The organism is Candidatus Brocadiia bacterium (assembly GCA_041658285.1).
Classification (GTDB): domain Bacteria; phylum Planctomycetota; class MHYJ01; order JACQXL01; family JACQXL01; genus JBBAAP01.
Map to the genome: position 1 here is coordinate 47,557 of JBBAAP010000005.1, position 26,124 is coordinate 73,680.

24 protein-coding genes are annotated in these 26,124 nt (G+C 49.8%); 21 read left to right on the forward strand and 3 right to left on the reverse strand.

All coding sequences use genetic code 11. The features are described 5' to 3' along the window. The first annotated feature begins 61 nt into the window (after positions 1-61). From amrB to ruvB, 15 genes are all read left to right on the forward strand, one after another. On the forward strand, positions 62-1,486 hold the full coding sequence (amrB, locus tag WC980_06510) for an AmmeMemoRadiSam system protein B (GenBank protein ID MFA5794699.1): 1,425 nt from the start codon (positions 62-64) through the stop codon (positions 1,484-1,486). 38 nt (positions 1,487-1,524) lie between these two features. After that, a complete protein-coding gene (locus tag WC980_06515; GenBank protein ID MFA5794700.1) occupies positions 1,525-2,820 on the forward strand; it encodes a HEAT repeat domain-containing protein in 1,296 nt (431 codons plus the stop codon). Positions 2,821-2,855: 35 nt separating this feature from the next. Continuing rightward, entirely contained in the window at positions 2,856-3,980 is a 1,125-nt protein-coding gene (gene amrS, locus WC980_06520; GenBank protein ID MFA5794701.1) for an AmmeMemoRadiSam system radical SAM enzyme, read from the forward strand. A 147-nt stretch (positions 3,981-4,127) separates the two neighbouring features. Further along, the gene (rplL, locus tag WC980_06525; GenBank protein MFA5794702.1) at positions 4,128-4,562 is read left to right on the forward strand and encodes a 50S ribosomal protein L7/L12; all 435 of its coding nucleotides are present in this window, start codon (positions 4,128-4,130) and stop codon (positions 4,560-4,562) included. Positions 4,563-4,644: 82 nt separating this feature from the next. After that, the gene (gene rpoB / locus WC980_06530) at positions 4,645-8,472 is read left to right on the forward strand and encodes a DNA-directed RNA polymerase subunit beta (protein ID MFA5794703.1); all 3,828 of its coding nucleotides are present in this window, start codon (positions 4,645-4,647) and stop codon (positions 8,470-8,472) included. Between the two features lie 7 nt (positions 8,473-8,479). Beyond that, entirely contained in the window at positions 8,480-12,565 is a 4,086-nt protein-coding gene (rpoC, locus tag WC980_06535) for a DNA-directed RNA polymerase subunit beta' (protein ID MFA5794704.1), read from the forward strand. After that, the gene (gene rpsL, locus WC980_06540) at positions 12,552-12,923 is read left to right on the forward strand and encodes a 30S ribosomal protein S12 (protein ID MFA5794705.1); all 372 of its coding nucleotides are present in this window, start codon (positions 12,552-12,554) and stop codon (positions 12,921-12,923) included. The genes rpoC and rpsL overlap by 14 nt, the downstream gene beginning before the upstream one ends. Before the next feature lie 18 nt (positions 12,924-12,941). Continuing rightward, positions 12,942-13,427 (forward strand): 30S ribosomal protein S7, encoded by a 486-nt coding sequence (rpsG, locus tag WC980_06545; GenBank protein MFA5794706.1) that lies wholly within the window; start codon positions 12,942-12,944, stop codon positions 13,425-13,427. 138 nt (positions 13,428-13,565) lie between these two features. Next, a complete protein-coding gene (gene fusA / locus WC980_06550; GenBank protein ID MFA5794707.1) occupies positions 13,566-15,635 on the forward strand; it encodes an elongation factor G in 2,070 nt (689 codons plus the stop codon). A gap of 257 nt (positions 15,636-15,892) precedes the next feature. Continuing rightward, complete coding sequence (locus WC980_06555) at positions 15,893-16,333, forward strand: flavodoxin family protein (GenBank protein MFA5794708.1); 441 nt, start codon at positions 15,893-15,895, stop codon at positions 16,331-16,333. Beyond that, positions 16,334-16,621: a hypothetical protein gene (locus WC980_06560; GenBank protein MFA5794709.1), complete on the forward strand. Its 288-nt coding sequence runs from the start codon at positions 16,334-16,336 to the stop codon at positions 16,619-16,621. It begins immediately after the preceding gene. A 439-nt stretch (positions 16,622-17,060) separates the two neighbouring features. Beyond that, positions 17,061-17,564 carry a lytic transglycosylase domain-containing protein gene (locus tag WC980_06565; protein ID MFA5794710.1) on the forward strand — a complete coding sequence of 168 codons (504 nt, stop codon included), beginning with the start codon at positions 17,061-17,063 and terminating at the stop codon, positions 17,562-17,564. Positions 17,565-17,635: 71 nt separating this feature from the next. After that, entirely contained in the window at positions 17,636-18,304 is a 669-nt protein-coding gene (gene trmD / locus WC980_06570) for a tRNA (guanosine(37)-N1)-methyltransferase TrmD (protein MFA5794711.1), read from the forward strand. 28 nt (positions 18,305-18,332) lie between these two features. Next, the gene (gene rplS, locus WC980_06575) at positions 18,333-18,803 is read left to right on the forward strand and encodes a 50S ribosomal protein L19 (GenBank protein ID MFA5794712.1); all 471 of its coding nucleotides are present in this window, start codon (positions 18,333-18,335) and stop codon (positions 18,801-18,803) included. 124 nt (positions 18,804-18,927) lie between these two features. Further along, a complete protein-coding gene (ruvB, locus tag WC980_06580) occupies positions 18,928-19,935 on the forward strand; it encodes a Holliday junction branch migration DNA helicase RuvB (protein ID MFA5794713.1) in 1,008 nt (335 codons plus the stop codon). Positions 19,936-20,002: 67 nt separating this feature from the next. On the opposite strand, the gene WC980_06585 is transcribed toward ruvB, so the two are convergent. Next, complete coding sequence (locus WC980_06585; GenBank protein ID MFA5794714.1) at positions 20,003-20,284, reverse strand: septum formation initiator family protein; 282 nt, start codon at positions 20,282-20,284, stop codon at positions 20,003-20,005. Between the two features lie 87 nt (positions 20,285-20,371). On the opposite strand from WC980_06585, the gene WC980_06590 reads away from it, so the two are divergent. The 4 genes from WC980_06590 to panC are packed head-to-tail and all read left to right on the forward strand — an operon-like array spanning position 20,372 to position 23,165. Beyond that, entirely contained in the window at positions 20,372-21,031 is a 660-nt protein-coding gene (locus WC980_06590) for a phosphatidylserine decarboxylase family protein (protein MFA5794715.1), read from the forward strand. Positions 21,032-21,038: 7 nt separating this feature from the next. Further along, positions 21,039-21,869 (forward strand): CDP-diacylglycerol--serine O-phosphatidyltransferase, encoded by an 831-nt coding sequence (gene pssA / locus WC980_06595; protein MFA5794716.1) that lies wholly within the window; start codon positions 21,039-21,041, stop codon positions 21,867-21,869. Beyond that, the gene (folK, locus tag WC980_06600) at positions 21,841-22,329 is read left to right on the forward strand and encodes a 2-amino-4-hydroxy-6-hydroxymethyldihydropteridine diphosphokinase (GenBank protein ID MFA5794717.1); all 489 of its coding nucleotides are present in this window, start codon (positions 21,841-21,843) and stop codon (positions 22,327-22,329) included. Before pssA ends, folK begins: the two co-directional genes overlap by 29 nt. Next, a complete protein-coding gene (gene panC, locus WC980_06605) occupies positions 22,320-23,165 on the forward strand; it encodes a pantoate--beta-alanine ligase (protein MFA5794718.1) in 846 nt (281 codons plus the stop codon). The genes folK and panC overlap by 10 nt, the downstream gene beginning before the upstream one ends. On the opposite strand, the gene hpt is transcribed toward panC, so the two are convergent. Together hpt and WC980_06615 are read right to left on the reverse strand one after the other, a co-directional pair. Next, entirely contained in the window at positions 23,143-23,679 is a 537-nt protein-coding gene (hpt, locus tag WC980_06610; GenBank protein MFA5794719.1) for a hypoxanthine phosphoribosyltransferase, read from the reverse strand. The two genes, panC and hpt, sit on opposite strands and share 23 nt — an antisense overlap. A gap of 7 nt (positions 23,680-23,686) precedes the next feature. Further along, on the reverse strand, positions 23,687-24,529 hold the full coding sequence (locus tag WC980_06615) for an RNA polymerase sigma factor RpoD/SigA (GenBank protein ID MFA5794720.1): 843 nt from the start codon (positions 24,527-24,529) through the stop codon (positions 23,687-23,689). 205 nt (positions 24,530-24,734) lie between these two features. Here WC980_06615 and WC980_06620 point away from each other — a divergent pair, with 205 nt between their 5' ends. Both WC980_06620 and ndk read left to right on the forward strand, forming a co-directional pair. Beyond that, positions 24,735-25,589: an NAD(+)/NADH kinase gene (locus WC980_06620; protein MFA5794721.1), complete on the forward strand. Its 855-nt coding sequence runs from the start codon at positions 24,735-24,737 to the stop codon at positions 25,587-25,589. Positions 25,590-25,623: 34 nt separating this feature from the next. Next, a complete protein-coding gene (gene ndk / locus WC980_06625) occupies positions 25,624-26,100 on the forward strand; it encodes a nucleoside-diphosphate kinase (GenBank protein ID MFA5794722.1) in 477 nt (158 codons plus the stop codon). Positions 26,101-26,124 lie beyond the last annotated feature (24 nt).

Sequence of the window (26,124 nt, forward strand, 5' to 3'; positions counted from 1 at the left end):
GCGTTACTTATTCATTATCGGGCTGATAGTTGCTTCTATATGTAAGTGCGGGGGTGAGGATATGCCGAAATCGCAGGATACGGGGACCAGGCCGCCGGCTTTGGCCGGTTCGTGGTATAAGGGGTCGGCTGATGAGCTCCGGAAGGATATCCGCCAATATCTGGATAAGGCCGATGTCAAACCTTTGGCTGATGTGAGCGCATTGATTGTTCCGCACGCCGGGCACCAGTATTCGGGTCCGGGCGCGGCTTACGCTTACAAGGCCGCCGGCAGCAATATCTATAAGCGGATTATTTTGATGGGGCCGAATCACCAGCCTTACCGGTTCAAGGGCATTGCCGTTACCGGGATGTCCGCTTACCGGACGCCGTTGGGCCTGGTAGAGATAGATACCGTTGCCTGCAAGAAACTCCTCGACAAGGGCGGGATATTCTCCAACCAACCCGAGGCCGAGATGCCGGAGCATTCGCTGGAGATACAACTGCCGTTCATCCAAATGGTGTTCCCGGGTTGCAAGCTGGTGCCGCTGATAGTTGACTCCCTGGGCGATAAGGATTCCCGGACGGCGGCTGAAGCGCTTAAGGAGATTATCGACGGCCAGACCCTGTTGATTGCCAGCTCGGACTTTACCCATTTTGGCGAGAGTTTCGGTTATGTTCCGTTTAAAGATAATGTAAAGGATAATCTCAAGAAGCTGGACGGCGGGGCGATTGAGCAAATACTGAAGCTGTCTCCGGACGGTTTCATTAAATACCTGGGGGCAACCGGCGCGACCATCTGCGGACATAACCCGATTACATTATTATTGCACCTGCTACCAGCAGGTTCCAAGGCGGAATTGCTTAAGTATTACACATCGGGCGACCTGACCGGCGATTATAACCATACCGTGAGCTACGCGGCCATTGCTTTCAGCCGGGCCGGCGCGGCGGAGGAGTCTTACCTCCTGGGTGATGCCGAGCAGAAGTTCCTGCTGAAACTGGCCCGCCAGACCCTGCAGACATATCTTAAATCAGGCAAACAGCCGGAGGTGGATGATTCCAAGCTGACGCCGCGGCTGAAGCAGAAGTTCGGGGTGTTCGTCAGCCTGCACCAGAACAAGCAGTTACGCGGATGCATCGGCAACTTTGAGCCGGTGGTGCTTTACAAAGCGGTGATGAAGCAGGTGGCCGACTCGGCCACGGGCGACCCGCGGTTCGAGCCGATGACGGCGGTTGAGGAGCCGCGGACGCAGATAGAGATATCGGTGATGTCGCCGATGAAGCGGATTGATTCCTACAAAGAGATTATCGTCGGCACGCACGGGGTCTATATCAAAAAGGGCATGCACGGAGCGACGTTTCTGCCTCAGGTGGCGCCGGAACAGGGCTGGGATCGCGACACCATGCTCCAGTATCTTTGCCAGAAGGCCGGTTTGGAAGCCGACGCTTATAAAGATAAAGGGATGGAGTTCCTGGTCTACACCGCGCAGGTGTTTGGGGAGTAGGCCGAATATTATTGGTTAATGGAATGATAAGCGAAAGTATGAAACACGTTATTATTACGGCATTGATTATTATATGTATGGTTTTGGGGTGCAAGTCACGCCCTAAAACATCACCGCAGGTCAAGGCCGAGGCAACACAGGAAGACATCAATACCCGGATTGAAAACTTTATCAGCCAGCTGGGTGATGTGGACGAGACGGTTCGTGAAAAGGCCCGGCGCGAATTGGAGCACATCGGCGAACCGGCCTATGGCCAGCTCCGGACCGCGGTGATACAGTCGGATAACCCCGAGATTAAACGTCCGGGCATGAGCATTCTTAAGGTGATATTGAGCAAGAAGCTGGGGCTTTCCGGACGGATACTAAAGAAGATGCCGGATATCTATGATAATCTGATAATGGCTGATTACGCCGGCAAGTATGCGATTCTTCAGAAGGTGGTTGCTTTTGGTAATGAGGCTGAGGGTGGGACCCAGACCAGGGTGGCCAACCAGGATGTGGCATCGCTGATACGCGAGGTGGTATTAGACGAGGGCGAGAGGCTGACTTACGAGCAGAAGCATTTTATCATCTGCTTGAGCGTGGGCCGGGATACTTCCGCGTCAGAATCGGATATGATTATCATCCTCTGGGACCGAACTATCCCGCAGGCCGCGCCTTACATTAAGGAGTTTCTGAATGACCCGGATACCAGGATTAGGTTGGAATCGGCTAGGGCTCTGATCGAGCTGGGCTCAAAGGACGGCGTTCCTGTTTTGCTGGAACTGCTCCGGCATAATAACTTTGACATCCGGGAATCGGCCGCAGATGTTATTGTCAAATCTAATGTCCGGGAAGCCGTGCCTGAGGTTATCAGCCTGCTTAAGAATAAGGACAACGGCATTCGCCGGACAGCCGTCACCATTCTGACCAAGATTAACGCCCGCGAATCGGCTCCGGAGATGGCCAAGCTTTTGAACGACGGCGACAACTACATCCGCCGGATGGCGGTAGCGGCGCTGGTGGAATTGAACGCCAGGTATTACGTGCCGGACCTGACGGCTTTGCTTAAGGATGAGGATTCGGCCATACGAATGATGGTGCTGTCGGCGCTGGGCCGGTTTGACGACCGCAGTATCATACCCGAAGTAACCAAACTGCTCAAAGATATAAACAGTTCGGTGGCCGGCTGGGCGGCCATTGTGCTGGTCGAGCTGGGCGCCAAGGACAGGTTGGCGCCGAAATCGGTCAATGACATCAGGGAAGTTCTGAATCAGAACGATATCAACTCGCGGATGCGGGCGGCGGCGGCGCTTAAGGCGTTGGGCCAGCCGGGGGAAGAGAAAAAGCGTTAGGGCCGGACCGGTCCGCACGGGTTTCGAGAACGGGCATGAAATATACACGTCGTGCAATAATAAAAACCGCATTAGGCGCCTGCGCCGCGACTGCTCTGGGCCGTTACGCGCCGGGACAGCCTGCCGTGTCGGATGCCGCTATATCACCGGTTAAGGCGGCGTTTTATGACAGGCTTAAGGATAATGCAGTGGAATGCCTGGTCTGTCCCAGGAAATGCCGTGTTCCGCCGGGCGGGCGGGGCGTTTGCGGCAATAAGGAGAATCGGGAGGGAAAGTTTTACAGCCTGGTTCATTCCTATCCTTGCACTGTGACGCTATCAGACCCGATAGAGAAGAAACCGTTTTTTCACTTCTTGCCCGGCGCCAAGACACTGTCGCTTTCCACGTCCGGATGCAATCTGTCCTGCAAATTCTGCCAGAACTGGGAGATATCGCAGGCCAAACCGGAGGATGTCCGGTCGGTTTACGTGCCGCCCGATAAAATAATTGGGATGGCCCGGGAGAACAAGCTGCTGGTGGTGGCCTTTACTTACGCCGAACCGACCGTTTATTATGAGTATATGTATGACATCGCCGGGTTATGCCGCAAGAATGATATCAAGCCGGTGATGGTCTCCAATGGTTACATCAAAGAGGAGCCGTTGAAGAAGCTGTGCACGCAGTTGTCGGCCGTAAAGATAGACCTGAAGTCATTCAGCGACGAGTTCTATAAGAAATATTGCGGCGGAACGCTTCAGCCCGTGTTGGATACATTGTTAACACTTAAGAAGACCGGTATCTGGTACGAGATAGTGGTCTTGTTGATACCGAACCTGAATGATTCGGCCGAGGAGATTAGGCGGATGTGCGAATGGATAAAGGCCGAGCTGGGACCTGACGTGCCGGTGCATTTTTTCCGTTTCCATCCGGCATACCAGTTGACCAATATCATCCGGACGCCGGTAAAGACGTTGGAGTCCGCTTACGATATCGGGCGCAAAGCCGGACTTAATTATGTTTATGTCGGTAACGTCTCGCCCCATCCGGCCGAATCGACTTATTGCCCTAAATGCGGTAAGGTACTGGTCGAGCGCGGCGGTTATACCGTGAAGCAGAACGTTATCCGGGACGGTAAATGCCTCGATTGCCAGAATCCGGTCAGCGGAGTTTGGTCCGCGTAAGCAAAATGCATGCCTAAATAAAGTTGATATAAAATATTATTTTTCTTGACAAGGACTTTATTTTACTGCATAATGCGTCGTTCTGTTTTAACAGTCTTTGCCTATTAATATAGGTGAGGGAAAAGCATTGCTTAAAGGAGATAATATATGGCAAGTGTTAATGAAATAGTTGAAAGCATAAAGGGGTTGAAGGAAGAAGAGCGCAGCCAATTACTTTTAGACACTATCGGGAATTCAAGTGTTCTGTGGCTTAAGGATTTTGTCAAGGCCTTTGAGGAGAAATTCGGCGTCAGCGCTGCCGCACCGGTAATGATGGGTGGCGGAGCGATGGGCGGAGCCGCCGGACCGGCCGCTGCCGAAAAGGAAGAAAAAACCACTTTTGACGTTATTCTTAAGGAAGCGGGCGCTAATAAGATCCAGGCCATTAAAGTTGTCCGGTCGGTAACTAACCTGGGTTTGAAAGAAGCCAAAGATTTAGTTGACAAGGCTCCGCAGCCGATTAAGACCGGTGTTCCCAAGGACGAGGCGGAAAAGATTGCCAAGGAAATCGAAGCCTCCGGCGCTAAGGTCGAAATTAAATAGCCTATTTTCCCCAGACAGGGTAATAAACTATAAATTGCCAGTATTAATTCCGGGGTTTCGTGCCGACACTTGCTGTTAACTGATGGAAACCAGAATATATAAAAAATACCCGCATAGCCTCTACCTTCCTGAGATGGTCAACATCCAGGTGGAGGCGTATAAGAAATTCCTTCAGGAAGACGTTTCTCCGACCAAGCGCAAGAATATAGGCTTGGAAGCCATTTTCCGCGAGACTTTCCCCGTTAAATCATACGACAACACCATAACGCTGGATTATCTTTGGTACGAAGTGGGTTTACCCCGCTATACGCCCGACGAATGCAAAGCCCTGAAAATCACCTACGGCGCGCCGCTCAAGGCCCGGCTTAGGCTGAATAAGCCCGAATCAGTTGAGGAATACGTTTACCTGGGCGACGTTCCCATGATGATTGGCGGCGGCGAATTCATCATTAACGGTGTGGAGCGTATCGTGGTTTCCCAGTTGCATCGGTCGCCCGGCGTTGATTTTAAGCTGGAAAAAGTCGGAGACCGGATATCCTACGTGGCGACTATCATCCCTGAACGGGGCAGCTGGATAGAAATAACTATTGCCAAGAAGAACTCTTTCGCCATCAAGGTGGATCAGGGCGGTAAGATACCGGCCACAACGTTTTTGAGGGCGATGGATGAATCATTCTCGACCGACACTCAGATTATCAAGGCGTTCTATGAGACGGAAATATTCCCGATTGATAAGAATACTTCCATCCAGAACCTGACGACTAAATACGCGGTGGTTAATGTGGTTGACCCGGAGACTAACAAAGTAATCATTGAGGCCGGCCATAAAATAACCGAAGAATCGGCTAAGGCGTTAATCGAATCTGAAATGACCAAGGAAATAGAGGTCATAAAATTCGCCGTCGAAACTGCCGGCAATGAACCTTACGAATTATTGATGCTTAATACCCTGAATGATGACACGACCAGGTCGCATCAGGAAGCGCTTTTGAAGATATATGCCAGGCTCCGTCCAGGTATGCCGGCGCAGGAGGACAAGGCCAAGACCGTGTTCTACGAGCGGTTTTTGGATAAAACCAGATATCAACTCGGCCGGGTCGGTCGTTTTAGGATAAACCGCAAATTTAACCTGAGTGTGCCGGAAACGGAACAGACACTGCTCAAGGACGACATTGTCGAGGTTCTGCGGTATCTCATCAAGTTGCGCAAAGGTGAAGGCATTATTGATGATATTGACCATCTGGGCAGTCGCCGGGTCAGGCCGATTGATGAGCTTTTGAGTGATGAGATGCGCAAGGGTTTCTACAAGCTGCAAAAATCTGTTCGAGACAGACTTAATAGTTTCAGCGCGCCTACATTCCGGAATGAGCAACAGGGGCGTAAGACAGAACCGGAATCGGAAGCCAGCAAGGCCGCTGCTGCCAAACAGCAGGATAAAAGAATAAATTATCGGGAAGAAGCCACTCCCAGGACTCTTATTAATTCCAAGACCATTTCGGCAGTGGTCAATCACTTCTTTGAGCGGGGCGAGTTGTCTCAGGTGGCTGACCAGACCAATCCGCTATCGCAGTTAACCCACGAACGTCGGCTGAGCGCGCTGGGTCCGGGCGGCTTGAACCGCAAAAGGGCCGGATTTGAAGTGCGCGACGTGCATCCGTCACACTACGGGCGCATCTGCCCGGTGGAAACGCCCGAAGGCGCCAATATCGGCTTGATAACTTCGTTGGCCTCGTATTCGCAGGTGGATAAATACGGATTTTTGACCACGCCTTTCCGTGTCGTTAAGAACGGCATAGTAACCGATGAAATAGTCCAGCTTAGGGCTGATGAAGAGGCTAATGTCATTATTGCTTCGGCTGATTTGCCTGTTAAGGGTAACAAAATACTCGAGGGTAAAATAATCGCCCGCCATAACGGCGAATTCAAAATGGTCACCCCGACAGAGATTAATTACCAGGATGTCTCGCCGTTCCAGGTGGTCGGTATTTCAGCCGGATTGGTGCCGTTCCTTGAACACGATGACGCTAACCGGGCTTTGATGGGCGCTAATATGGAACGTCAGGGTGTGCCTCTTCTTAAAACCGAGGCTCCGTTGGTCGTTACCGGGCTGGAAAAGGTCGTGGCCGAGAATTCGGCTATGGTTATCAAAGCTAAAAGGGCCGGCGTTGTCAGCCGTGTTGATGCCAACCAGATTATAATCGGATACGAGACGGAAAGCGGCGATGAGGAATTCGATACTTATAACCTTACAAAATATGAAGGTTTGAACGAGAAAACCTGCATGAATCAAAAGCCTATCGTAAAAATAGGCGACAAGATTAAAGCCAGCCAGATTATCGCGGACGGGCCGGGCACGTTCAACGGCGAATTGTCACTGGGAAAGAATATCCTGATTGCATTTATGCCCTGGGAAGGATATAATTTTGAAGATGCCATTATTGTCAGTGAAAAACTGCTTAAAGAAGATTCGTTTACATCTATCCATATCGAGGACTTTGAGGTGGAAATCCGGGAAACCAAGTTCGGTAAGGAAGAATTTACCCGTGATATTCCCAATGTTTCTGAAAGGGTATTACGCAACCTGGATGAAAGTGGCATTATCCGCGTCGGAACACGGGTAAAACCGGGAGACATTTTGGTCGGCAAAATAGCCCCTAAGAGCAAGAGTGAGCTTACTCCGGAAGAGAAACTCCTGCACGCTATATTCGGCAAGGCGGGCGAGGATGTCAAAAATGTATCGCTTGACGTCCCGGCCGGCGTTGATGGTATCATTATCGAAACCCAGCATTTCGCCCGGCGCGCTAATTTGTCCGAAAAACAGAAGGAAGAGCTTACCAAAACCACCAAGAAGGTGGAACGCGATATTAATACGCAGATTCAGACTATTATCGAAGCCGGTATAAAACCGTTGGAGAAGATAGTCGGCAAGCGTTTGGTTCCCCGTCCAATTGCCTATGGCCCGCGCGGAACCATCAAGAGCCTTAATGAACTCAAGGAGAAACTGTCCGAAGCGGATAAGCTGGAGTTTTCCTCGCGGTCAGATAAGGAATTAGTTTTGTCCAAGATTAAGATTCTTCTTGAGAAATGCGAGAAGCTTGAGAATGAAAAAGACGTCCGGGTCAATCGTATTATTCGCGGTGATGATTTGAGGACCGGAGTTTTGGAAATGGTCCGGGTCAAGATTGCCACCAAGAGGAATTTATCAGTAGGCGACAAGATTGCCGGACGCCATGGTAATAAGGGCGTTATCGCCAGGATACTTCCCGAAGAGGATATGCCTCACCTGGAAGACGGCACGCCTATAGAAATAATCCTTAATCCGCTGGGTGTTCCGTCCAGAATGAATGTGGGTCAGATATTTGAAACGCATCTGGGTTGGGCCGCGAACAAGCTTGGGTTCCGGGCCATATCGCCCATATTCGACGGCGCTACCGAGCAGGAAATAACCGAAGCGCTTAAGGAAGCCAATTTACCGGCTGATGGCAAAGTGACGCTTTATGACGGACGTACCGGCGATGCGTTTAAGGAAAAAATAACCGTTGGTTATGCATATATAATGAAACTGCACCACTTGGTGGATGATAAGATACACGCTCGCGCCACCGGGCCGTATTCGTTGATTACACAGCAGCCCCTGGGCGGCAAGGCCCGCTACGGCGGTCAAAGGCTCGGCGAAATGGAAGTCTGGGCGCTTGAAGCGTACGGCGCAGCCAATGTCCTTCAGGAAATGCTTACGGTCAAGAGCGATGATGTCGATGGACGCGCCCGTATTTATGAAGCAATCATTAAAGGTGAAAATACCCTGGTACCGACTACTCCGGTATCGTTTGAAGTTTTACTTAACGAGATCAAAGGCCTTGGTCTCAGCCTTAAATTAGAAAAAGATAAGGAAAAGCCCGTAGCTAAATAGCTGATTTATGGAACAATTATTCGACCAGATAAACGAGTGTAACGCTATAAGTATAAAGTTAGCTTCGCCTGAAGAAATTAAAAGATGGTCTTACGGTGAGGTCAAGAAACCGGAAACCATTAACTACCGTACCTATCGCCCCGAAAGAGACGGTCTTTTTTGCGAACGTATTTTCGGGCCGGAAAAGGATTTTGAATGCTTCTGCGGTAAATATAAAGGCATTAAATATAAGGGGAATACCTGTGATCGTTGCGGCGTGGAAATAACCGTTTCCCGCGTCCGCAGGAAAAGAATGGGCCATATCCAGCTGGCCGCGCCGGTTGTTCATATATGGTTTTTTAAGATTGTGCCGTCGGTCATCGGCAACCTTCTTAGTATAAAAACTTCAGCCCTGGAAAGAATCATATATTACCAGGATTTCGTGGTTACCGAGGTTAAGAATAAAAAGTGCCCGCTCAAAGTCGGGCAGCTGCTTTCCGATGAACAGGTCGCCGAATATAACGAACGTTATCCGAATGAATTTTCATACGATATCGGCGGCCGGGCTATCAAAACATTGTTGGCCAACCTTAAACTTGAAGACGTTTCTAAGGAACTCAAGTTAAAATCAGAAAAGCTCAGCCCGGTTTCTCAGAAAGCCAAGGAGATTCTTAAGCGCCACCGGCTGGTCAAGGACTTTTTAGAGTCCGAAAACAAGCCCGAGTGGATGGTTATGGATGTTATTCCGGTAATCCCGCCGGATTTAAGGCCGCTGGTTCTTCTGGACAGCGGTAATTTCGCCACCTCTGATTTGAATGACCTTTACAGGCGTTTGGTAAACTGCAATAATCGTCTTAAGAAACTTATCGAACTTAACGCGCCTGAAGTTATTATTCGCAATGAGAAGCGTATGCTCCAGCAGGCCGTGGACGTGCTGTTTGACAACGAACGTTGCCGGCGCCATGTTCTGGACAGCGCCGGGCGGCCGCTCAAGTCGCTTTCGGATATGATCAAAGGTAAGCAGGGCAGATTCAGGCAGAACCTGCTCGGCAAGCGCGTGGATTACTCGGCCCGTTCGGTTATCGTGGTCGGGCCTGATCTGAAACTGCACCAGTGCGGTCTGCCCAAGCGAATCGCTCTGGAAATATACCAGCCGTTTGTTATTAAGCGGCTTAAAGAACTTGGCAAGGCTGATACCATCAAGAGCGCCAAGAAGATGATTGAAAGCAGGACCGAGGATGTCTGGGATGTACTGGTTGAGGTTATCAAGGACCACCCGGTACTGTTAAACAGGGCGCCGACTCTGCATAGAATGGGCATCCAGGCGTTTGAGCCTATCCTGATAGAAGGCAACGCCATTACCGTGCATCCTTTCGTCTGTCCGCCGTTTAACGCAGACTTCGACGGTGACCAGATGGCTGTTCACCTGCCGCTTTCCTGGGAGGCCCAGCTGGAAACCAAGTTGCTGATGATGTCCAGCCAGAACATATTCTCGCCGGCGCACGGCAACCCGGTCATCGGCCCGACTCAGGATGTGGTTATGGGCATACATTATCTTACTTTGGATTATTATGAGGATAAGCCGGCCGACCAGCAATCTGGCAAGAAGACGGCATACCCGACATACGCTACCATCGAAGAAGCCACGCTGTCTTATAGCCAGAATAAAATCAAATTGCATACGCCGGTCATGGTTAAGATAGAGGATAAGAAAGTAATGGCCAAAGGCGGACCGGAAAAGGGCATTTTTGGAAGGTACAAAACGACGTTGGGTCGGATGATATTTAATGACCTGATGCCCGCCGTAATGCCTTATTATAATTATGAACTTGACAAGAAACTTCTCAACCAGGTGATTTATGACTGCCACAACAAGGTTGAGAAAGAGATTTTTATTAAAATACTTGATAACATCAAGGATCTTGGATTCAGTTCGGTAACCACCAGCGGATTATCCATTTCCAAGGACGATTTACGTGTTCCTGAGGAAAAGGATGCTATCATCAAGTTAGCTGAAGACGCGGTTAGCCGGATTGAAAATAACTATCGCAAGGGTATTGTTACTTCGGGTGAGCGTTATAACCAGGTTATCGATATCTGGACTCACGCCCGTGAAAAGGTCGCTGATGCCATGATTAACGTTTTGAAGAACGACTATCGTGACGGCAAGCGTTATCTTAACCCGATTTATCACATGATGCATTCTGGGGCGCGCGGCAGTATCGACCAGGTCCGCCAGCTTTCCGGTATGAGGGGCTTGATGGCTAAGCCGTCAGGCGAGATTATCGAGACGCCCATCAAAGCCAATCTGCGCGAAGGCTTGAACATACTGGAGTATTTCAGTTCCACGCACGGCGCGCGAAAAGGCTTGGCTGATACGGCTCTGAAAACCGCTAATGCCGGGTACCTTACCAGAAAGCTTGTCGACGTCGCCCAGAATATGATTATTAATATTCAGGATTGCGGCACGCTTAACGGCATTACCAAGAGCGTGATATACAAGGGTGAAAAAGTTGAAACTCCTCTGGCCCAGTCTATTTTCGGCCGGGCCGCCCGCGACAATATTGTTGATATCGTTACTGACGAGGTCATTGTCAAGGAAAACGATTTGATTACTAAGGAAATCGCCAAAAAGATAGAAGAACTGGGCTACCAAAAAATACGAGTCCGTTCGCCGCTGACCTGCGAGGCGTCCGAAGGGCTCTGTGCCCGTTGCTACGGGATGGACCTTTCGACCGGAAAGCTGGTTGAAGAAGGTATGGCTGTCGGCGTGATTGCCGCGCAGTCTATCGGCGAGCCCGGCACGCAGCTGACAATGAGAACGTTCCACATCGGCGGAACCGCGTCCAGGGCCATAGAAGAATCGCAGATATTGACCAAGAATGCGGGCGCTATCCGTTATCAGAATCTTAAGACCGCAACGGATGACAAAGGTAAGCATATTGTGGTTAACCGCAACGGTGAAATAGCCATAATGGACAGTAAGGATCGCGAAATAGAGCGCTACCTGATACCGCCCGGCGCGACCCTGATGGTAGCGGATGGCGCGCAGGTTAAACAGCACACCGTCATGGCCGAGTGGGATCCGCACAATGTGCCTATTCTCGCGGAAAAGGCCGGTATCGCCCGTTTTGAGGATATTGTAAAGAATATTACCATGCGTGAAGAGCTTGATCCGCGCAGTGGTATTAAGAGACGCGTTATAATAGAGCACAAAGGCGACCGCCATCCCCAGATTATTATTGAAGACGAAAACAAGAACGTCATGGCCGTATATACTATCCCGGAAAAAGCTCACATCGAAATAGATGAAGGCGAAAAGGTCCAATCCGGTATGCTTCTGGCCAAGACCCCCCGTGAATTAGGCGGAACTCAGGATATCACCGGCGGCCTGCCCCGCGTTACGGAACTCCTGGAAGCGCGCCGGCCCAAGGATCCGGCCGTTATCGCGGAAATTGACGGTGTTGTGGAATTCGGGGAAAAGAAAGCCGGCAAGCGCACCATCATCATATACAACAAAGACAGCGACATGCGGTCTGATGAGCACGTTATCCCTCCCGGTAAATACCTAAGGGTTCACAGGGGTGATTCGACCAAAGCTGGGGACCCGCTCACCAACGGTCCGCTCGTTCTTCAGGATATTTTACGGATTAACGGCATCGAAGCCCTGCAGGAATACTTGCTCAAGGAAATCCAGGGTGTTTACCGCGCCCAGAGCGTTACCGTTAACGACAAGCATATAGAGATTATCATTTCCCAGATGTTGCGCCGGGTCAGGATATATTCACCGGGCGACACCAGTTTCCTGCCCGGGACTATCATTGATAAATTCAGGTTCCAGGCGGAAAATGAAAAGGTGGTAAAGAAGAGCCACAAACCGGCTACGGCAAAGCCAACGCTTATAGGTATCACCAAGGCCAGTTTGCAGTCGGACAGCTTTATTGCGGCGGCGTCATTCCAGGAAACGACCCGGGTGTTGGCCGAAGCGGCTATCGCCGGGCGTTTTGACCCGTTGAAAGGATTGAAAGAAAACGTTATTCTTGGCCGCATCATACCGTGCGGCACAGGTTTCCCGAAGTATCGCAAGGAGGATAAAACAGATGCCGACAATTAATCAATTAGTAAAATCAGGCCGCAGACAGCCCAAATACAAATCCAAATCTCCGGTTCTTGATAAATGCCCGCTCAAGCGCGGCGTTTGCCTGATAGTCAAAACAATGACTCCTAAGAAACCCAACTCGGCCCTGAGAAAAGTTGCCAGGGTTAGGCTTTCAAATAACAAGGAAGTCACGGTTTATATCCCGGGTGAAGGGCACAATCTTCAGGAGCACTCGATTGTTATGGTTCGGGGCGGACGCGTCAGGGATTTGCCCGGCGTGCGCTACCACGTGGTCAGGGGCAAGCTTGACTGCGGCGGCGTGGAAAACCGCAAGAAGAGCCGCTCTCGTTACGGAACTAAAAAATCTAAGTAAAGCGAGGAATAATTAATTATGCCTAAAAAGTTCAAATCATTCGAACATCTGCTCAAACCGGACCCAAGATTTAATAATAAGGCCATTGGTCGTTTCATTAATTGTATTATGCAGGAGGGCAAGAAGAGCACCGCCCAGCGTAATTTCTACGGCGCGTTGGATATCATCCAGAAGAAAATAACCGATATCCCGCCGGTTGAAGTGTTTAATAAGGCCATCGATAACGTCAAACCTGCCATGGAAGTGCGCTCCAAGCGCATCGGCGGCGCCACCTATCAGGTGCCGGTACCGGTGCCGTCAAAACGCCAAATGTCGTTGGCCGTGCGCTGGATTATCACATCCGTCCGCAAGAAAAAAGGCAAGCCTTTCAGCGTCAAGCTGGCCGATGAGATTATGGCCGCCTATAAGAACGAAGGCGAAGCTATCGGCACCAAGATAAATGTTCACAAGATGGCCGAAGCTAACAGGGCCTTTGCCCATTTCGCCTGGTCGATAAAGAGATAGCATTTTATCTCTCAAGGCGGCTTTTAGCGTTTTGTAGAATCATCAGCTCGATCGGTTTAATCCGCTTACTTAAATTACAGGCCTAAATATTGCTTCTTAATTTGACAGGCGCGGATTTCTTTGATAATCTGCCGCTCTATGAATCTTAACCTGCTCAGAAATATCGGTATCATCGCCCATATAGACGCCGGCAAAACCACGCTTACCGAGCGCATACTCTATTACACCGGTAAGGAATACAAGATAGGCCAAGTGGACGACGGCACCGCTACCATGGATTGGATGGAAGAAGAACGCCAGCGCGGCATCACCATCACCTCAGCCACCACCACCTGTTACTGGACTCCGATCCTGTTCAAGGCGCCGGACATAGGCCAATATCGCATTAACATCATTGATACGCCCGGGCACGTGGATTTTACCGCCGAGGTCGAGCGTTCCCTGCGCGTCCTGGATGGCGCTATCGGCGTCTTCTGCGGCGTCGGTGGAGTCGAAGCCCAGTCCGAAACTGTCTGGCATCAGGCTAACCGCTACCACGTCCCGCGCATAGCTTTTGTCAATAAGCTCGACCGGGTCGGCTCGGACTTCTTCTCCGTGGTCAAACAAATGAAGTCAAAGCTTCATACCATTCCCTGCCCGGTCCAGATTCCTATCGGCAAGGAAAGCTGTTTCGCCGGCGTGATAGACCTGGTTCAAATGAAAGCCATTGTTTTTACCGGCGACAGCCGGCCTGAAAACGATGATTATGTCGTCGAAGAGATTCCGGCCGACTGCCTGGAGCAGGCAAAAGCGGCCCGGGAAAATATGATAATGCTTCTGGCCGACAAGGTCGAATCGTTAGTTGACGCCTACCTCAAGGGAGAACATCTTGGGCCGGAACAGATTATGCCGGCCTTAAGGCAGGCCACCCTAACCGGCAAAATAACGCCGGTCTATTGCGGTTCGGCTATCAGCAATATCGGCATACAACCGCTTCTTGATGCCATCTGCTACCTGCTTCCTTCACCGCCCGACGTTAAAATAGCGCATGGGTTTGACCCGGCTTCGCACAAGCCTTTTGAACGCCAGCTGGTTCCTTCCGAACCTGTTTCGGCGCTGGTCTTTAAGTCTATGACCGACCAGTATGGTGAGCTTAACTACCTGAGGATATATTCCGGCAAGCTGGCCGAAGGCCTGGCCCTGTTCAACCCGCGCAACGGAAAAAAGGAGCGGATTAACAAGATGTTCCTGATGCACTCCAACCAGCGCCAGCAGATAAAAGAAGCCGAAGCCGGCGAAATCGTGGCCGTCATCGGGCTTAAGCACACCGCTACCGGCGACACCCTCTGCGATAAGGACAAGCCCATCATCTATGAGAAAATATCATTCCCCCAGACCGTGGTTTCGATGGCCATAGAACCCAAATCATCCGGCGACCGCGACAAGCTGGTGGAGGCAATTAACAAGCTGGCCCACGACGACCCGACCCTGCAGGTCAAGTCCGACGAGGAAACCGGACAGTTGATTGTCTCCGGCATGGGTGAACTGCATCTGGAAATCATCAAGAACCGGATAACCCGCGATTTTAATATCCCGGCCAGCGTCGGCGAACCGCGCGTGGCCTATAAGGAAACCATCACCCAGCCGGCCGAAGGCCAGGCCGAATTTAACCGCCAGGTGGGCGAAAAACAGCATTACGCCAAGGTCGTCATCCGGATTGAACCGGATTCGGCCAACCTCCAGCCGACCATCATCTGCCAGCCCATACCCAACAAGGTCCCGGTCCAGTATATCCGCGCCGTTGAAGACGGCCTGGCCGGCAGTGTTATGTCCGGCGAAGTGGCCGGTTATCCGCTGATATACCTAAAGATTACCCTGATTGACGGCGCGTTCAATTCGGCCGCCTCGTCAGACGTCGCCTTCCAGGCCGCCGGGGCGATGGCCATGAAAGACGCTTTGTCCAAAACCAAAGGCGTGGTGCTCGAGCCGATAATGAAGTTCGACGTCGTCGTGCCCGAAGAATATATGGGTGAGATTATTCACGACCTCAATAAGCGCCGGGCCACCATCGAAGAAGTCGATTCGACCACCACCACTAAGATAATCAAGGGTAAGATACCCATCGCCCAGACCTTTGGTTATGCTACTACCTTGCGTTCATTGACCAGCGGGCGCGGCTCGCACTCGCTCGAGCCGGCTGAATACCACCCGGTCGAGTCGGATAGATAAGAGGAATAAACGGTACGCAGATTTTCGTACGTGGGCTGTTGGAGCAAAGCGACTTACAGCCCAGTATACCTGGCAGTAATTCTGGCGCCAAAGGCGCCATCAAACTGCCAGCGTACAGATAACTGCGGATTTTATAAAGAGTTAGGATTAAAATGCTTCTTTCTCCGAAGGATGCCCTCTAAAAAATAATATAAAAACTCTTATAATCTGCGTAGGCGAAGCCTCTGCGTTTATCTGCGTACTAACAGGAGTTTGATATGAAGATAGTCATCATAAACGGCAGTCCCAAAGGCGCCCGCGGCAACACCTATTTTATGGCTGAGGCCTTCTCCGAAGGCGTCCGCGATGCCGGCGCCGAGGCGGAGATTATTAACCTGGCCGGTAAAAACATCCGCAACTGCCTGGGCTGTTACGACTGCTGGATAAAAACACCAGGCGTTTGTTCTATAAAAGACGATATGGCCGAACTGCTGGAAAAGATGAAGACCGCCGACGTCCTCGGCTACGCCACGCCCCTTTACGTCGATAATGTCACCGGCCTGATGAAGAACTTTATGGACCGGACCATACCCGTGCTCGACCCGCATTTTAACAAGGACTCCGGCGGCGAGTGTATCCATCCCGGCGTCTGGGGCAAGGAACCGCCTAAGATACTGGTCATCTCCAACAGCGGGTTTCCGGAGATAGGGCATTTTTAGGTGCTTAAGCTCCTGTTCCGGCGCATCGCACGGAATATGGGTTCCGAGGTGGCGGCCGAGATATACCGTCCCGGCGGGGCCATCCTGACCAGCCATCCGCTGATACTCAAACCGTTGATATGGAAATATAAAAGCCAGCTAAAGAAAGCCGGGCGCGAATTCGCCCAGACCGGCCGGATTTCAGCCGAGACCGCGCTGGAGCTGGAAAAGCCCATAATATCCGACGAGATGTACATCAAAGGCGCTAACCAAAGCTTCGATAAGGCTATATCACGGCGACGGTCTTAGTGGCAGTTTGAGCCAAAGGTTGATTCCTGCCTGTTTAAGGTATGATAATGTAGTAAATATAAGCATTCCTTAGAGTTCTTTTCTCAAAATACCCCTCCATTATACGACAGGGTAGTATCTGTTATATGGCAGGGTAGTATCCAGTATATGACAGGGGGTGGGGGGACTACCCCTGTGGATAACTTTTTAAGCTAAATTACCGCGGAACCATTATAAAACCTGCGTTTCACGGCATTTTTCTTGTATTTCTGTTCTAGTTTATCTATAGGATAAGTGGAAAGAGTGTTATCGAAATATACGGGATAAGACTCGACCCCGATAGAATAGTCCATAAAAAAAGGTTGTTGAACTTGGGATTAAGCGGTTGTTCCTCAAGGTATTTTATTCTTTAAAATACCCCTTGACAAATTTGGGATGCTATGTTACCATATTAATATATATGAAATACGCGTTATTGATGTTGTTTTTGGTGATGGTGATTTTTCTGGCTGTTCAGCCGTTGCCGGCCGGTTCGCAAACGGATGTCGGTGTTAATGCCGGGCCGGTGCGGGTGGAATGCGTTGAGGCCGTGACCCCTTGTATTGACATAGACCGGCTTACCGAGGCGATTATCGAGGTCGAAAGCGATGGCCGGTCCAGTTGCCGGGGTTCTAAGGGTGAACGCGGCCTGATGCAGATTCGGCGGGCTACCTGGAAATGGGTCTGCCGCCGTTTGCTTAAGGTTAAATGGGACTTTAACAAGGACGGTTTTGACTCCGCCAAGAATCGGGCAGTGGGCCGGGCTTACCTGCTTTATCTGTCCGAACAACTCAAATCACAGGACGCTGTTATCTGCGCCTATAACTGTGGCATTACCAACTACCTCAATAACCGCGTGCCTCAGCAAACCTATGAATACCTCCGGCGGGTTAAGGCTATCCAGAGGACTATCATAGTCGAGTAAGCCCCCATTTCTTTTGATAAGAATCTTGACATCAGGGCTTTGATAATTATGATACCTTGTTCCCTGAATGTATGCTTATTGACGTAGTTACTATCTTTCCGGAGATGTTTGAGAGGGTTATCGGAACGAGTATTATCGGGCGGGCGCAGGAAAAGGGTCTGGTTAAGATTAACCTGCATAACCTGCGCGATTTTACGTTGGATAAGCATAAAAAGGTTGATGATAAGCCGTTCGGCGGCGGGCCGGGGATGGTTCTGATGGTCGAACCTATCGCCCGGGCCATGGCTTATTTGAAGAAATCACAAGGCCGCGCCCGGAAGGCTAAAGCGCATAACATATTGCTTTCGCCGCGGGGGCGGCGGTTTAATCAGGAGGTGGCTCGGGAGCTGGCCAATAAGGGCCGGCTGGTAATGCTCTGCGGTCATTACGAAGGATTTGACCAGCGGGTTAATGAGATTGCCGATTTTGACGAAATCTCGGTAGGCGATTTTGTGACCAGCGGCGGCGAGACGCCGGCTATGGTTCTCATCGACGCGGTGGTCCGGCTGGTTCCAGGCGTGCTGGGCAATGCCCGGTCGCTTAAAGAGGAATCTTTCGCGGATGGCCAGACGCTGGAGTATCCTCAATATACCCGGCCCAGGGTTTATAAGAAATTAAAGGTGCCTGCGGTGCTTACCTCGGGTGACCATAAAGAAATAGCGAAGTGGAGGAAAACACATAGCCGGACAAAAAAGCTATAATTTATAATTAAATTATTTGGAGGTATTTATGAGTTTCAGTATCGAACAGTTACAGCAGGAAAATGTTAAAAAGGGACGGGGCAAGAATTTTCAGGTGGGCGACACAGTTGATGTTCACGTAAAGATTAAAGAAGGCGACCGGGAAAGAATCCAGATATTCACGGGCGTGGTTATCGGCCGCAAGGGCAGTGGTATCGGCGAGACATTCACGGTCCGCCGTCTGGTCCAGGGCGAGGGAGTGGAACGGGTATTTCCGATGCACGCGCCGGTGGTGGCCAGTATTGTGGTTAAGCGTAAGGGCAAGGTCCGCCGGGCGAAACTGCATTACCTGCGTGACCGGGTGGGTAAATCGGCCCGGGTTAGGGAACTCCTGGGCATTATCCCGGGTGCTGAGGAATTAGAGGCTGCTGCCCCGACGGATGAGGCAAAGGTTGAGCCGGCCGTGGCAGAGGCTAAGCCGGAGCCCAAGGCTGAACCTAAAACAGAGAAAAAGGCTTAGCTTAAATAAGTTTAATATTAACTACGAAGGCGCACATTCTTGGAGTTTACCTTGAGGCATAAGCCGAAGGGTGTTTTTCGTGGTAAAATAAAGGCACAATTAGTTCGGGCTTCAAGCTAACACCATGACTCGTATCGTTTCCCGGTTAAAGAGCGAGGAAGACGTAACGCTGGACAATACATTACGGCCTTCCACCTTCGGGGAATTCATCGGCCAGCCTAAGATAGTCAGTAACCTTAAAATCTACATTGAAGCCGCCAAGAAGCGGAGCGAAGCACTGGACCATATCCTTTTTTCCGGCCTGCCCGGACTGGGCAAAACTACTCTGGCTTACCTGGTGGCCCGTTCGTTGGGAACTAATATCAAATCCGTGGCCGGACCGGCGCTGGAAAAACCGGCTGATTTGGCCGGGTTGTTGACCAACCTGAAGAAAGCCGATGTGCTTTTCATAGACGAAATACACCGGATACCGACCATTGTAGAGGAATACCTCTATTCGGCAATTGAGGATTTTGTGCTCAATATTATGATAGACCAGGGCCCGCACGCCCGTTCGGTCCAGATAAACCTGGCGCCGTTTACTCTCATCGGCGCGACTACGCGCGAGGGTTTATTGAGCGAGCCGATGCGCAGCCGGTTCGGGATATTTGAGAAACTCGGGCCGTACCCGGATGAGGAATTGGTTGAGATAATAAAACGGTCGTCCAAGATTTTGGGCGTTAAGGGCGATGACGATTCGTTCAAGCTGATAGCCCAGCGCAGCCGGGGTACGCCCCGGATTGCCAACCGGATACTCAAGCGCATACGCGACCTGGCCCAGATTAAATCTGATAACGTTATTTCACGCCGGATTGCCGACGAAGGTTTGGGTATGCTCGGGATTGACGAATGCGGGCTGGATGACACGGACCGGAAGATACTCAAAACGCTGATATTACATAACGGCGGACCGATCGGGTTGAAAACCATTGCCGTTTCGATAGGCGAGGAAGAGGGCACTGTGGAAGATGTTTATGAACCATACCTGATAAAGTGCGGTTTCCTGGAAAAGACGCCCAAGGGGCGCAAGGCCACTGCTTTGGCATATAAACACCTCAAAGAAACACCTCCGGCACAGGACAACCTGTTTTAAGCCATAGATTAGAAATTAAAGTTGCTAGTTTTTGTTTATCGGCGTGAATTCCTGTTCAAGGTGCGTTCTAATTCTGCCTTTTGATGACCATTTCGCCGGGCAGTGCCATTTTTAAATCGTTGCGCATCAGACTTTCTGTGTAGGTAGGGTCTTGTTTGAGGGCCGCCATCTCCTGTTGGAGGTTTTGGTTATTCTGTGATAGCGCCGAGCATTCGTTTTGGAGCTGGGCTGAGTAATTCCTGAGTTTGCAGTTCTTGAGGTAAGCCGTGAATGTGGTGGTTATTAGGAATATGATGATGGCGCTTAATACGAAGCCCCAGAAGTATAAGGACAATTTGCTGTCTCTCATAATAATGCTTGACAATTATCCGTCACTAAATAAACTTATTCAGAGGTGAAAGTTAATATCGGTATAAAGATTAAAATACTTTAATATATGAAAATTCCGCTGGCGTCTTACGGCAAGACCGAGATACTACTGAGCACGGTGATACTGCTGGCGGCGGCGTATTTCTCTTACCTGATTCACCCGGGGCTGGTTATCATTCCGGCGTTGTTACTGGGGTTTGTGTTTTACTTTTTCCGCAATCCGGAGCGCGTTATTACTCCGGGTGATGATTTAATTCTGTCGCCTGCCGACGGAACGATTATCGAGATAAAATATTTTCCGGAGGACCAGTTCGTCAAGACCGAAACAGTCAAAGTAACGATATTTCTGTCGGTATTCAATGTGCATATCAATCGGTCGCCATACGAAGGCAAGGTGGCCTGGATTGATTATCATAAGGGAGAATTCTTGGTGGCTTCAAAACCGGATGCCTCGACCCGAAACGAGTGCAATAACGTCGGGTTAGTTGTCGGGAGCGGAACAAGCGGATTTAAGATACTGGTCCGGCAGATTGCCGGTATCATTGCCCAGCGCATAGTTTGCGGCTGCAAGGTTAACGATGTTTTGGCTAAAGGCCAGGTGTTCGGGATGATTAAGTTCGGTTCGCGTACGGAAATATGTATACCTAAAGATAAGGTCAAGAGCGTGGAAATAAAGCTGGGCGACAAGGTAAAGGCCGGCCAGACTATAATCGCCCGAATCAGATAGGCATTTTATGAAATTAAAGAGGATTAAAGGAGTGGCTATATTGCCCACCCTGCTGACGCTGGGCAACCTACTTTGCGGATTTTTCAGCGTTGTTTCCTCGGCGAAGGAACAGTATAATATCGCGGCGATACTTATTTTTGGGGCTATGGTTTTTGACGCACTGGACGGACGGGTAGCCCGGTTGACCAAGACCGCATCTAACTTCGGTGTTCAGATGGATTCTTTGTCCGACTTGGTATCATTCGGCCTGGCGCCGGCCTTTATGGTTTATTCGCTGATAGCTACCAGCCATATAGAAGCAAACAAATTAGAAATATTTTATAAGTTTATTGTCGTTATCGCGGCTTTTTACCTAGTTTGCGCGGCGCTGAGGCTGGCCCGGTTTAATATCGAAACCGGCTTGACGAAAGAGAGCCACGAGCATTTTGTGGGGCTTCCTTCGCCCGGTGCGGGTGGGTTCCTGGCCAGCACGGTTTTACTTTACGACCATTTGGTTGTTAATCTTAAGTATATTAAAGCCGAGACAATTCTGCTTGTTTTGCCGTTTGTAGTGCTTCTGCTGGGTGTGTTGATGGTCAGCCGGTTCCGCTATACCCATTTGGGCAATAGTTTCGCCAAGATACATCCTTTTATCAAGCTTCTGGAAGTGCTGGTTATAATATTGTTTATTGCTATCAAGACTGAAACGACCTTGTTCGTGGTGTTTTCGTTGTTTGTTTTGAGCGGACCGGCTATTTACATCAAGCAGCGCATATCCAAGAAAACAGTGCCGGCGGATATTAAATTGCCGGGACGGGCAGTTGCTTCGGATGAGTCAAGTGACGACCAGATATTCTAACGTGATAGCATATATCGGATTGGGTAGCAATTTGGGCGATAAGAAAAACAACCTGAAACAAGCTGTTTGCAAGGTTGATGGCACCGATGGCATAAGGGTTGTGGATATATCCGGGTTTTGCCGAACCGCACCGGAAGGATACGCCAATCAACCTTGCTTCTTAAACGCTGTCGCTGGCATAGAAACAAGTCTGCCTCCGGTTCGACTGCTGGCCGCGCTGAAATTGATAGAAAAGGGCATGGGCCGGACAAAACAGGTTCGGCGTTGGGGACCGCGGGTGATTGATCTGGATATACTGCTATACGGAGATGCCATAATAAAAACCGCGAGCCTGACTGTTCCGCATCCTTTGATGCATAAGCGCGGATTTGTGCTGAAGCCGTTGAGCCAGATTGCTCCTGACCTGGAGCACCCGGTTTACCGCAAGCCGGTTAGGAAATTATTAGAATTATGCAGATAATAAGAAATATAAGCGCGCTGAAGAAAGTTATCCGCCGCGCGAAAGCCAAAGGCGAAACTGTTGGTTTTGTGCCGACGATGGGGGCTTTGCACGAAGGGCATCTTTCATTAATGAGGCAGTCAAGGAAGGATAACGACTTGATGGTTGTAAGCATCTTTGTAAATCCGATGCAGTTTGGTCCCAAGGAAGACTACAAAAAATACCCCCGGACATTGGCCGAAGATGTCAGAAGAATGAAGACGGTCGGTGTTGATATCGTATTCGTGCCGGACGTTGGCCAGATATATCCTGAAGGGTTCCAATCCTGCGTAAATATAGGTGACCTTGCTGATACGCTTTGCGGACGTTCGCGGCCGGGTCATTTTAAAGGCGTCTTAACCGTGGTGAATAAGCTGTTTAATATCGTCGAGCCGGATGTCGCCTATTTCGGACAGAAGGATTACCAGCAAGCGTTGATAATTGGACAGATGGTCCATGATCTGGATATGAACCTGAGAATTAAGGTCATGCCCATAGTCCGTGAAAAGGATGGTTTGGCTATGAGCTCGCGCAATGCCTACCTTTCTCCGAACGAGCGCAGCCGGGCAGCCGGTTTGAACCGGGCTCTTAATGAAGCCAAGCGGCTTATCAGAGGAGGCGAAACATCCGCCGCCCGGATTACTGGCGCTATGAAGCGGATTATCAACTGGTATGGAAAATCAAAGATTGATTATATTGCCGTTGTTGAACCGGAGACCTTGTCTGATATTAAAACCATAAAAACAAGGCAAAAGGTGCTTGTAGCTTTAGCGGTATTTATCGGCCGGACACGGCTTATTGACAATATTCTTGTTTAAGATAGTGGATATCAGGCAGGAAGCGATAACTTTCGTTAAAATCCATGCCGTAACCCACCACAAATCTATCGGGTATTTTAAAACCGCAATAATCTATCCGGACGCTAACTTTGCGTCGGTTGGTTTTGTCCAGCAGGGTGCAGACTCTGATGCTGCGCGGTTTTTTATTGAGAAGCGTTTGCCGGATATGGTTGATGGTCAGCCCGGTGTCAATGATATCCTCAATAATCAGGACATCCTTGCCTTTAATAGACTGGGTGATATTCAGCAGTGCCTTGATTTTACCGGAGGAGACGACGTTTGGACCGTAAGACGATATTTTGATGAAATCCATCTGGACGGGAATATCCAGGTAGCGGACGAGGTCGCTCATGAATATAAAAGCTCCGTTTAAAACCCCGATTAGCAGAAGATTCTTTCGGCGGTAGTCGGCGGAGATTCGGTGCGCCAGGATTTTAACCTTCTTTTGTATTTTTGAGGCTGATATGAAATTATGTAGGTGATATTGTTTCATAAGCCGACTAATTGGTGGCCTTAAGATGCTTTAAATAGTCGTGTATTTTCTTTAAGGCTTGCTGGATAATTAGTCTGACCCCCTCCTTGCTCAACTTGGTGATTTTGCCGATTTGTCTCAACGTTCGGGGTGCTTTTCTAAGCCGCGTTTCAGTCGGTAAATCCAGTCCATAACGAAGGCGGAGTATCAACGCTTCCCGTTGGCTTATTTGGCTGAGGAGTTTATTAATTAATTCTATGTCCGACTTATCAAAAACCTGTATTTCGACCGACTTATTCTTTTCATCGGGCAGGATATCATATGCGCCGCTCAAGAGTTCTATGCTGAATATCCGACCTGTGACAAATCCGTTGCGGAGAACGTGCTTGACTATTTTTATCTTTTCAGGCGGTATGTCCAGCTTCTGAGTGATTTCCTGCGGCGATGGCTGATGTCCGATTTTCTGGCAGAGTTCTTCAGAAATTGATTTCCATTTAGCCAGCAACTCAACCATATAGTAGGGCAGCCGGATAGATTTGCCGTCTTTGATAATGGCCTGTTTGATGGCGTACTCAATCCACCAGGACGCGTAGGTACTGAAGCGGACGTTCCGGCGAGGATTGAACTTATTCACAGCTTTAAGCAGGCCGATGTTGCCTTCTTCGATAAGATCCTCCAGCGGCAGGCCCCGCCCGGTAAATACTTTAGCGATGTGGACGACCAGCTTAAGATTGCTTCTGATCATCTTTTCCCGGGCTTTTTTGTTGCCTTTGCGGCAGAGTGCGGCGCACTTTTTCTCCTCGTCCTTTGAAAGTAATTCGACCTTGCTTAATTCGCGCAGATAAATTGTTAAGGGGCTTTCTTGTCTCATAGTAAGTAATATACACACCGCTTTATGCCTGTCAAAATAAATAGGAATGCCTAATTCGTCGGCCGGAGAGCCATATTGGCGGTTTGCGGGACGCTCTTTCAGCAGGTTAAAATTAGTTTGACAGGACATCTTTAATATGCAAAAATAATTATCTCGTAGGGGACGTAACTTGTCGTAAGTCAGATGCAGGGTTAAAGGAGTGCTTATGAAAAAGAGGATTATCCTTATCGGGGACCAGAAAAAGCCCCGAATTTCTGCTATTATAAATGATATTGAGCCATGGCTTTCCGGATTGGCCAAGATTGTGGCGATTGATCAGACCAACCGGTTAGACTTGTCAAAAACAAAGGCTGATCTGGCCATCGTATTGGGCGGCGACGGTTCTATCCTTTCCGTGGCCCGCCGGCTTAATAAAAACCAGATACCCGTGGTTGGGGTTAACCTAGGTAAATTTGGGTTTCTGACCGAGTACCCGTTGGACGAGTTAAAAACAGCTTTGAAGGATGTACTCTCTAAGCCGTTCCAAGTTTCATCAAGGATGATGCTTCAGTGCGAGATTTACCGGGGGAGCAAGAAGCTCGGGCCATTCCTTGCTCTTAACGATGTTGTCATCAGCCGCGGTAGTATTTCCAGGATGATTTATCTGAAGCTTAAGGTTAACAATCAAGATTTGACGGTTTTCCGGGGCGACGGTATGATTATTTCCACTCCGGTCGGTTCGACGGCCCATTCCCTTTCAGCTGGCGGTCCTTTGGTTTATCCCGAGATGCAGGCGTTTGTCTTGACACCGATATGCCCGCATACGTTGAGCATGAGACCGATTATTGCCCCAGCTAATCATCCGATAGAAATAGAGATGATTGACGAAAAAGGTGAAGAGGTGATTTTGACTCTGGATGGCCAGGTATTCATGTATCTTCATTCGGGAGACCGGATTGTCATCAATAAGGCCAAACAGTCATTCTATCTTGTCAAAAGGCAGGGGCGTAATTTTTACCGGACTATCGGCGAAAAACTTAAATGGGGCGGACAGCCTCACTCGGATAGATTCTGTGAGTAAATAACGAGATATCAGGTTTGTAAAGGAGTTAATTATGGAAAGAACTTTAGTATTAATCAAGCCGGATGGCGTGCAACGGCAACTTATCGGGCGTATTATAAACAGGTTTGAGGAAAAAGGGCTTAAAGTAGTTGGTTTTAAGATGCTCAAGGTCAGCCAGACGCAGGCCGAGAATCTTTATTCGGTTCACAAGAAAAAACCGTTTTATCCCGGTCTGATGAAATTTATTCTGTCCGGTCCGATCGTGGCCATGTCGATAGAAGGCATTGGCGCCGTAAACATTTGCCGGAAATTACTCGGCGCGACTTTTGGCCCTGATGCCGAGGCCGGCACCATCCGCGGTGATTTCGGAGCCAGCGTTAGTTTTAACCTGGTTCATGCATCAGACTCCAAAGAATCGGTTCAGCGCGAGCTGCCGATATTCTTCAAAGAGACCGAAATAGTTTCTTACGCTCTGGATAATCATAAGTGGGTTTATCATCCGACCGAAGAAAAGGAAATCGAAGATTAATATGTTGATTCTGGTTCAGCCGGA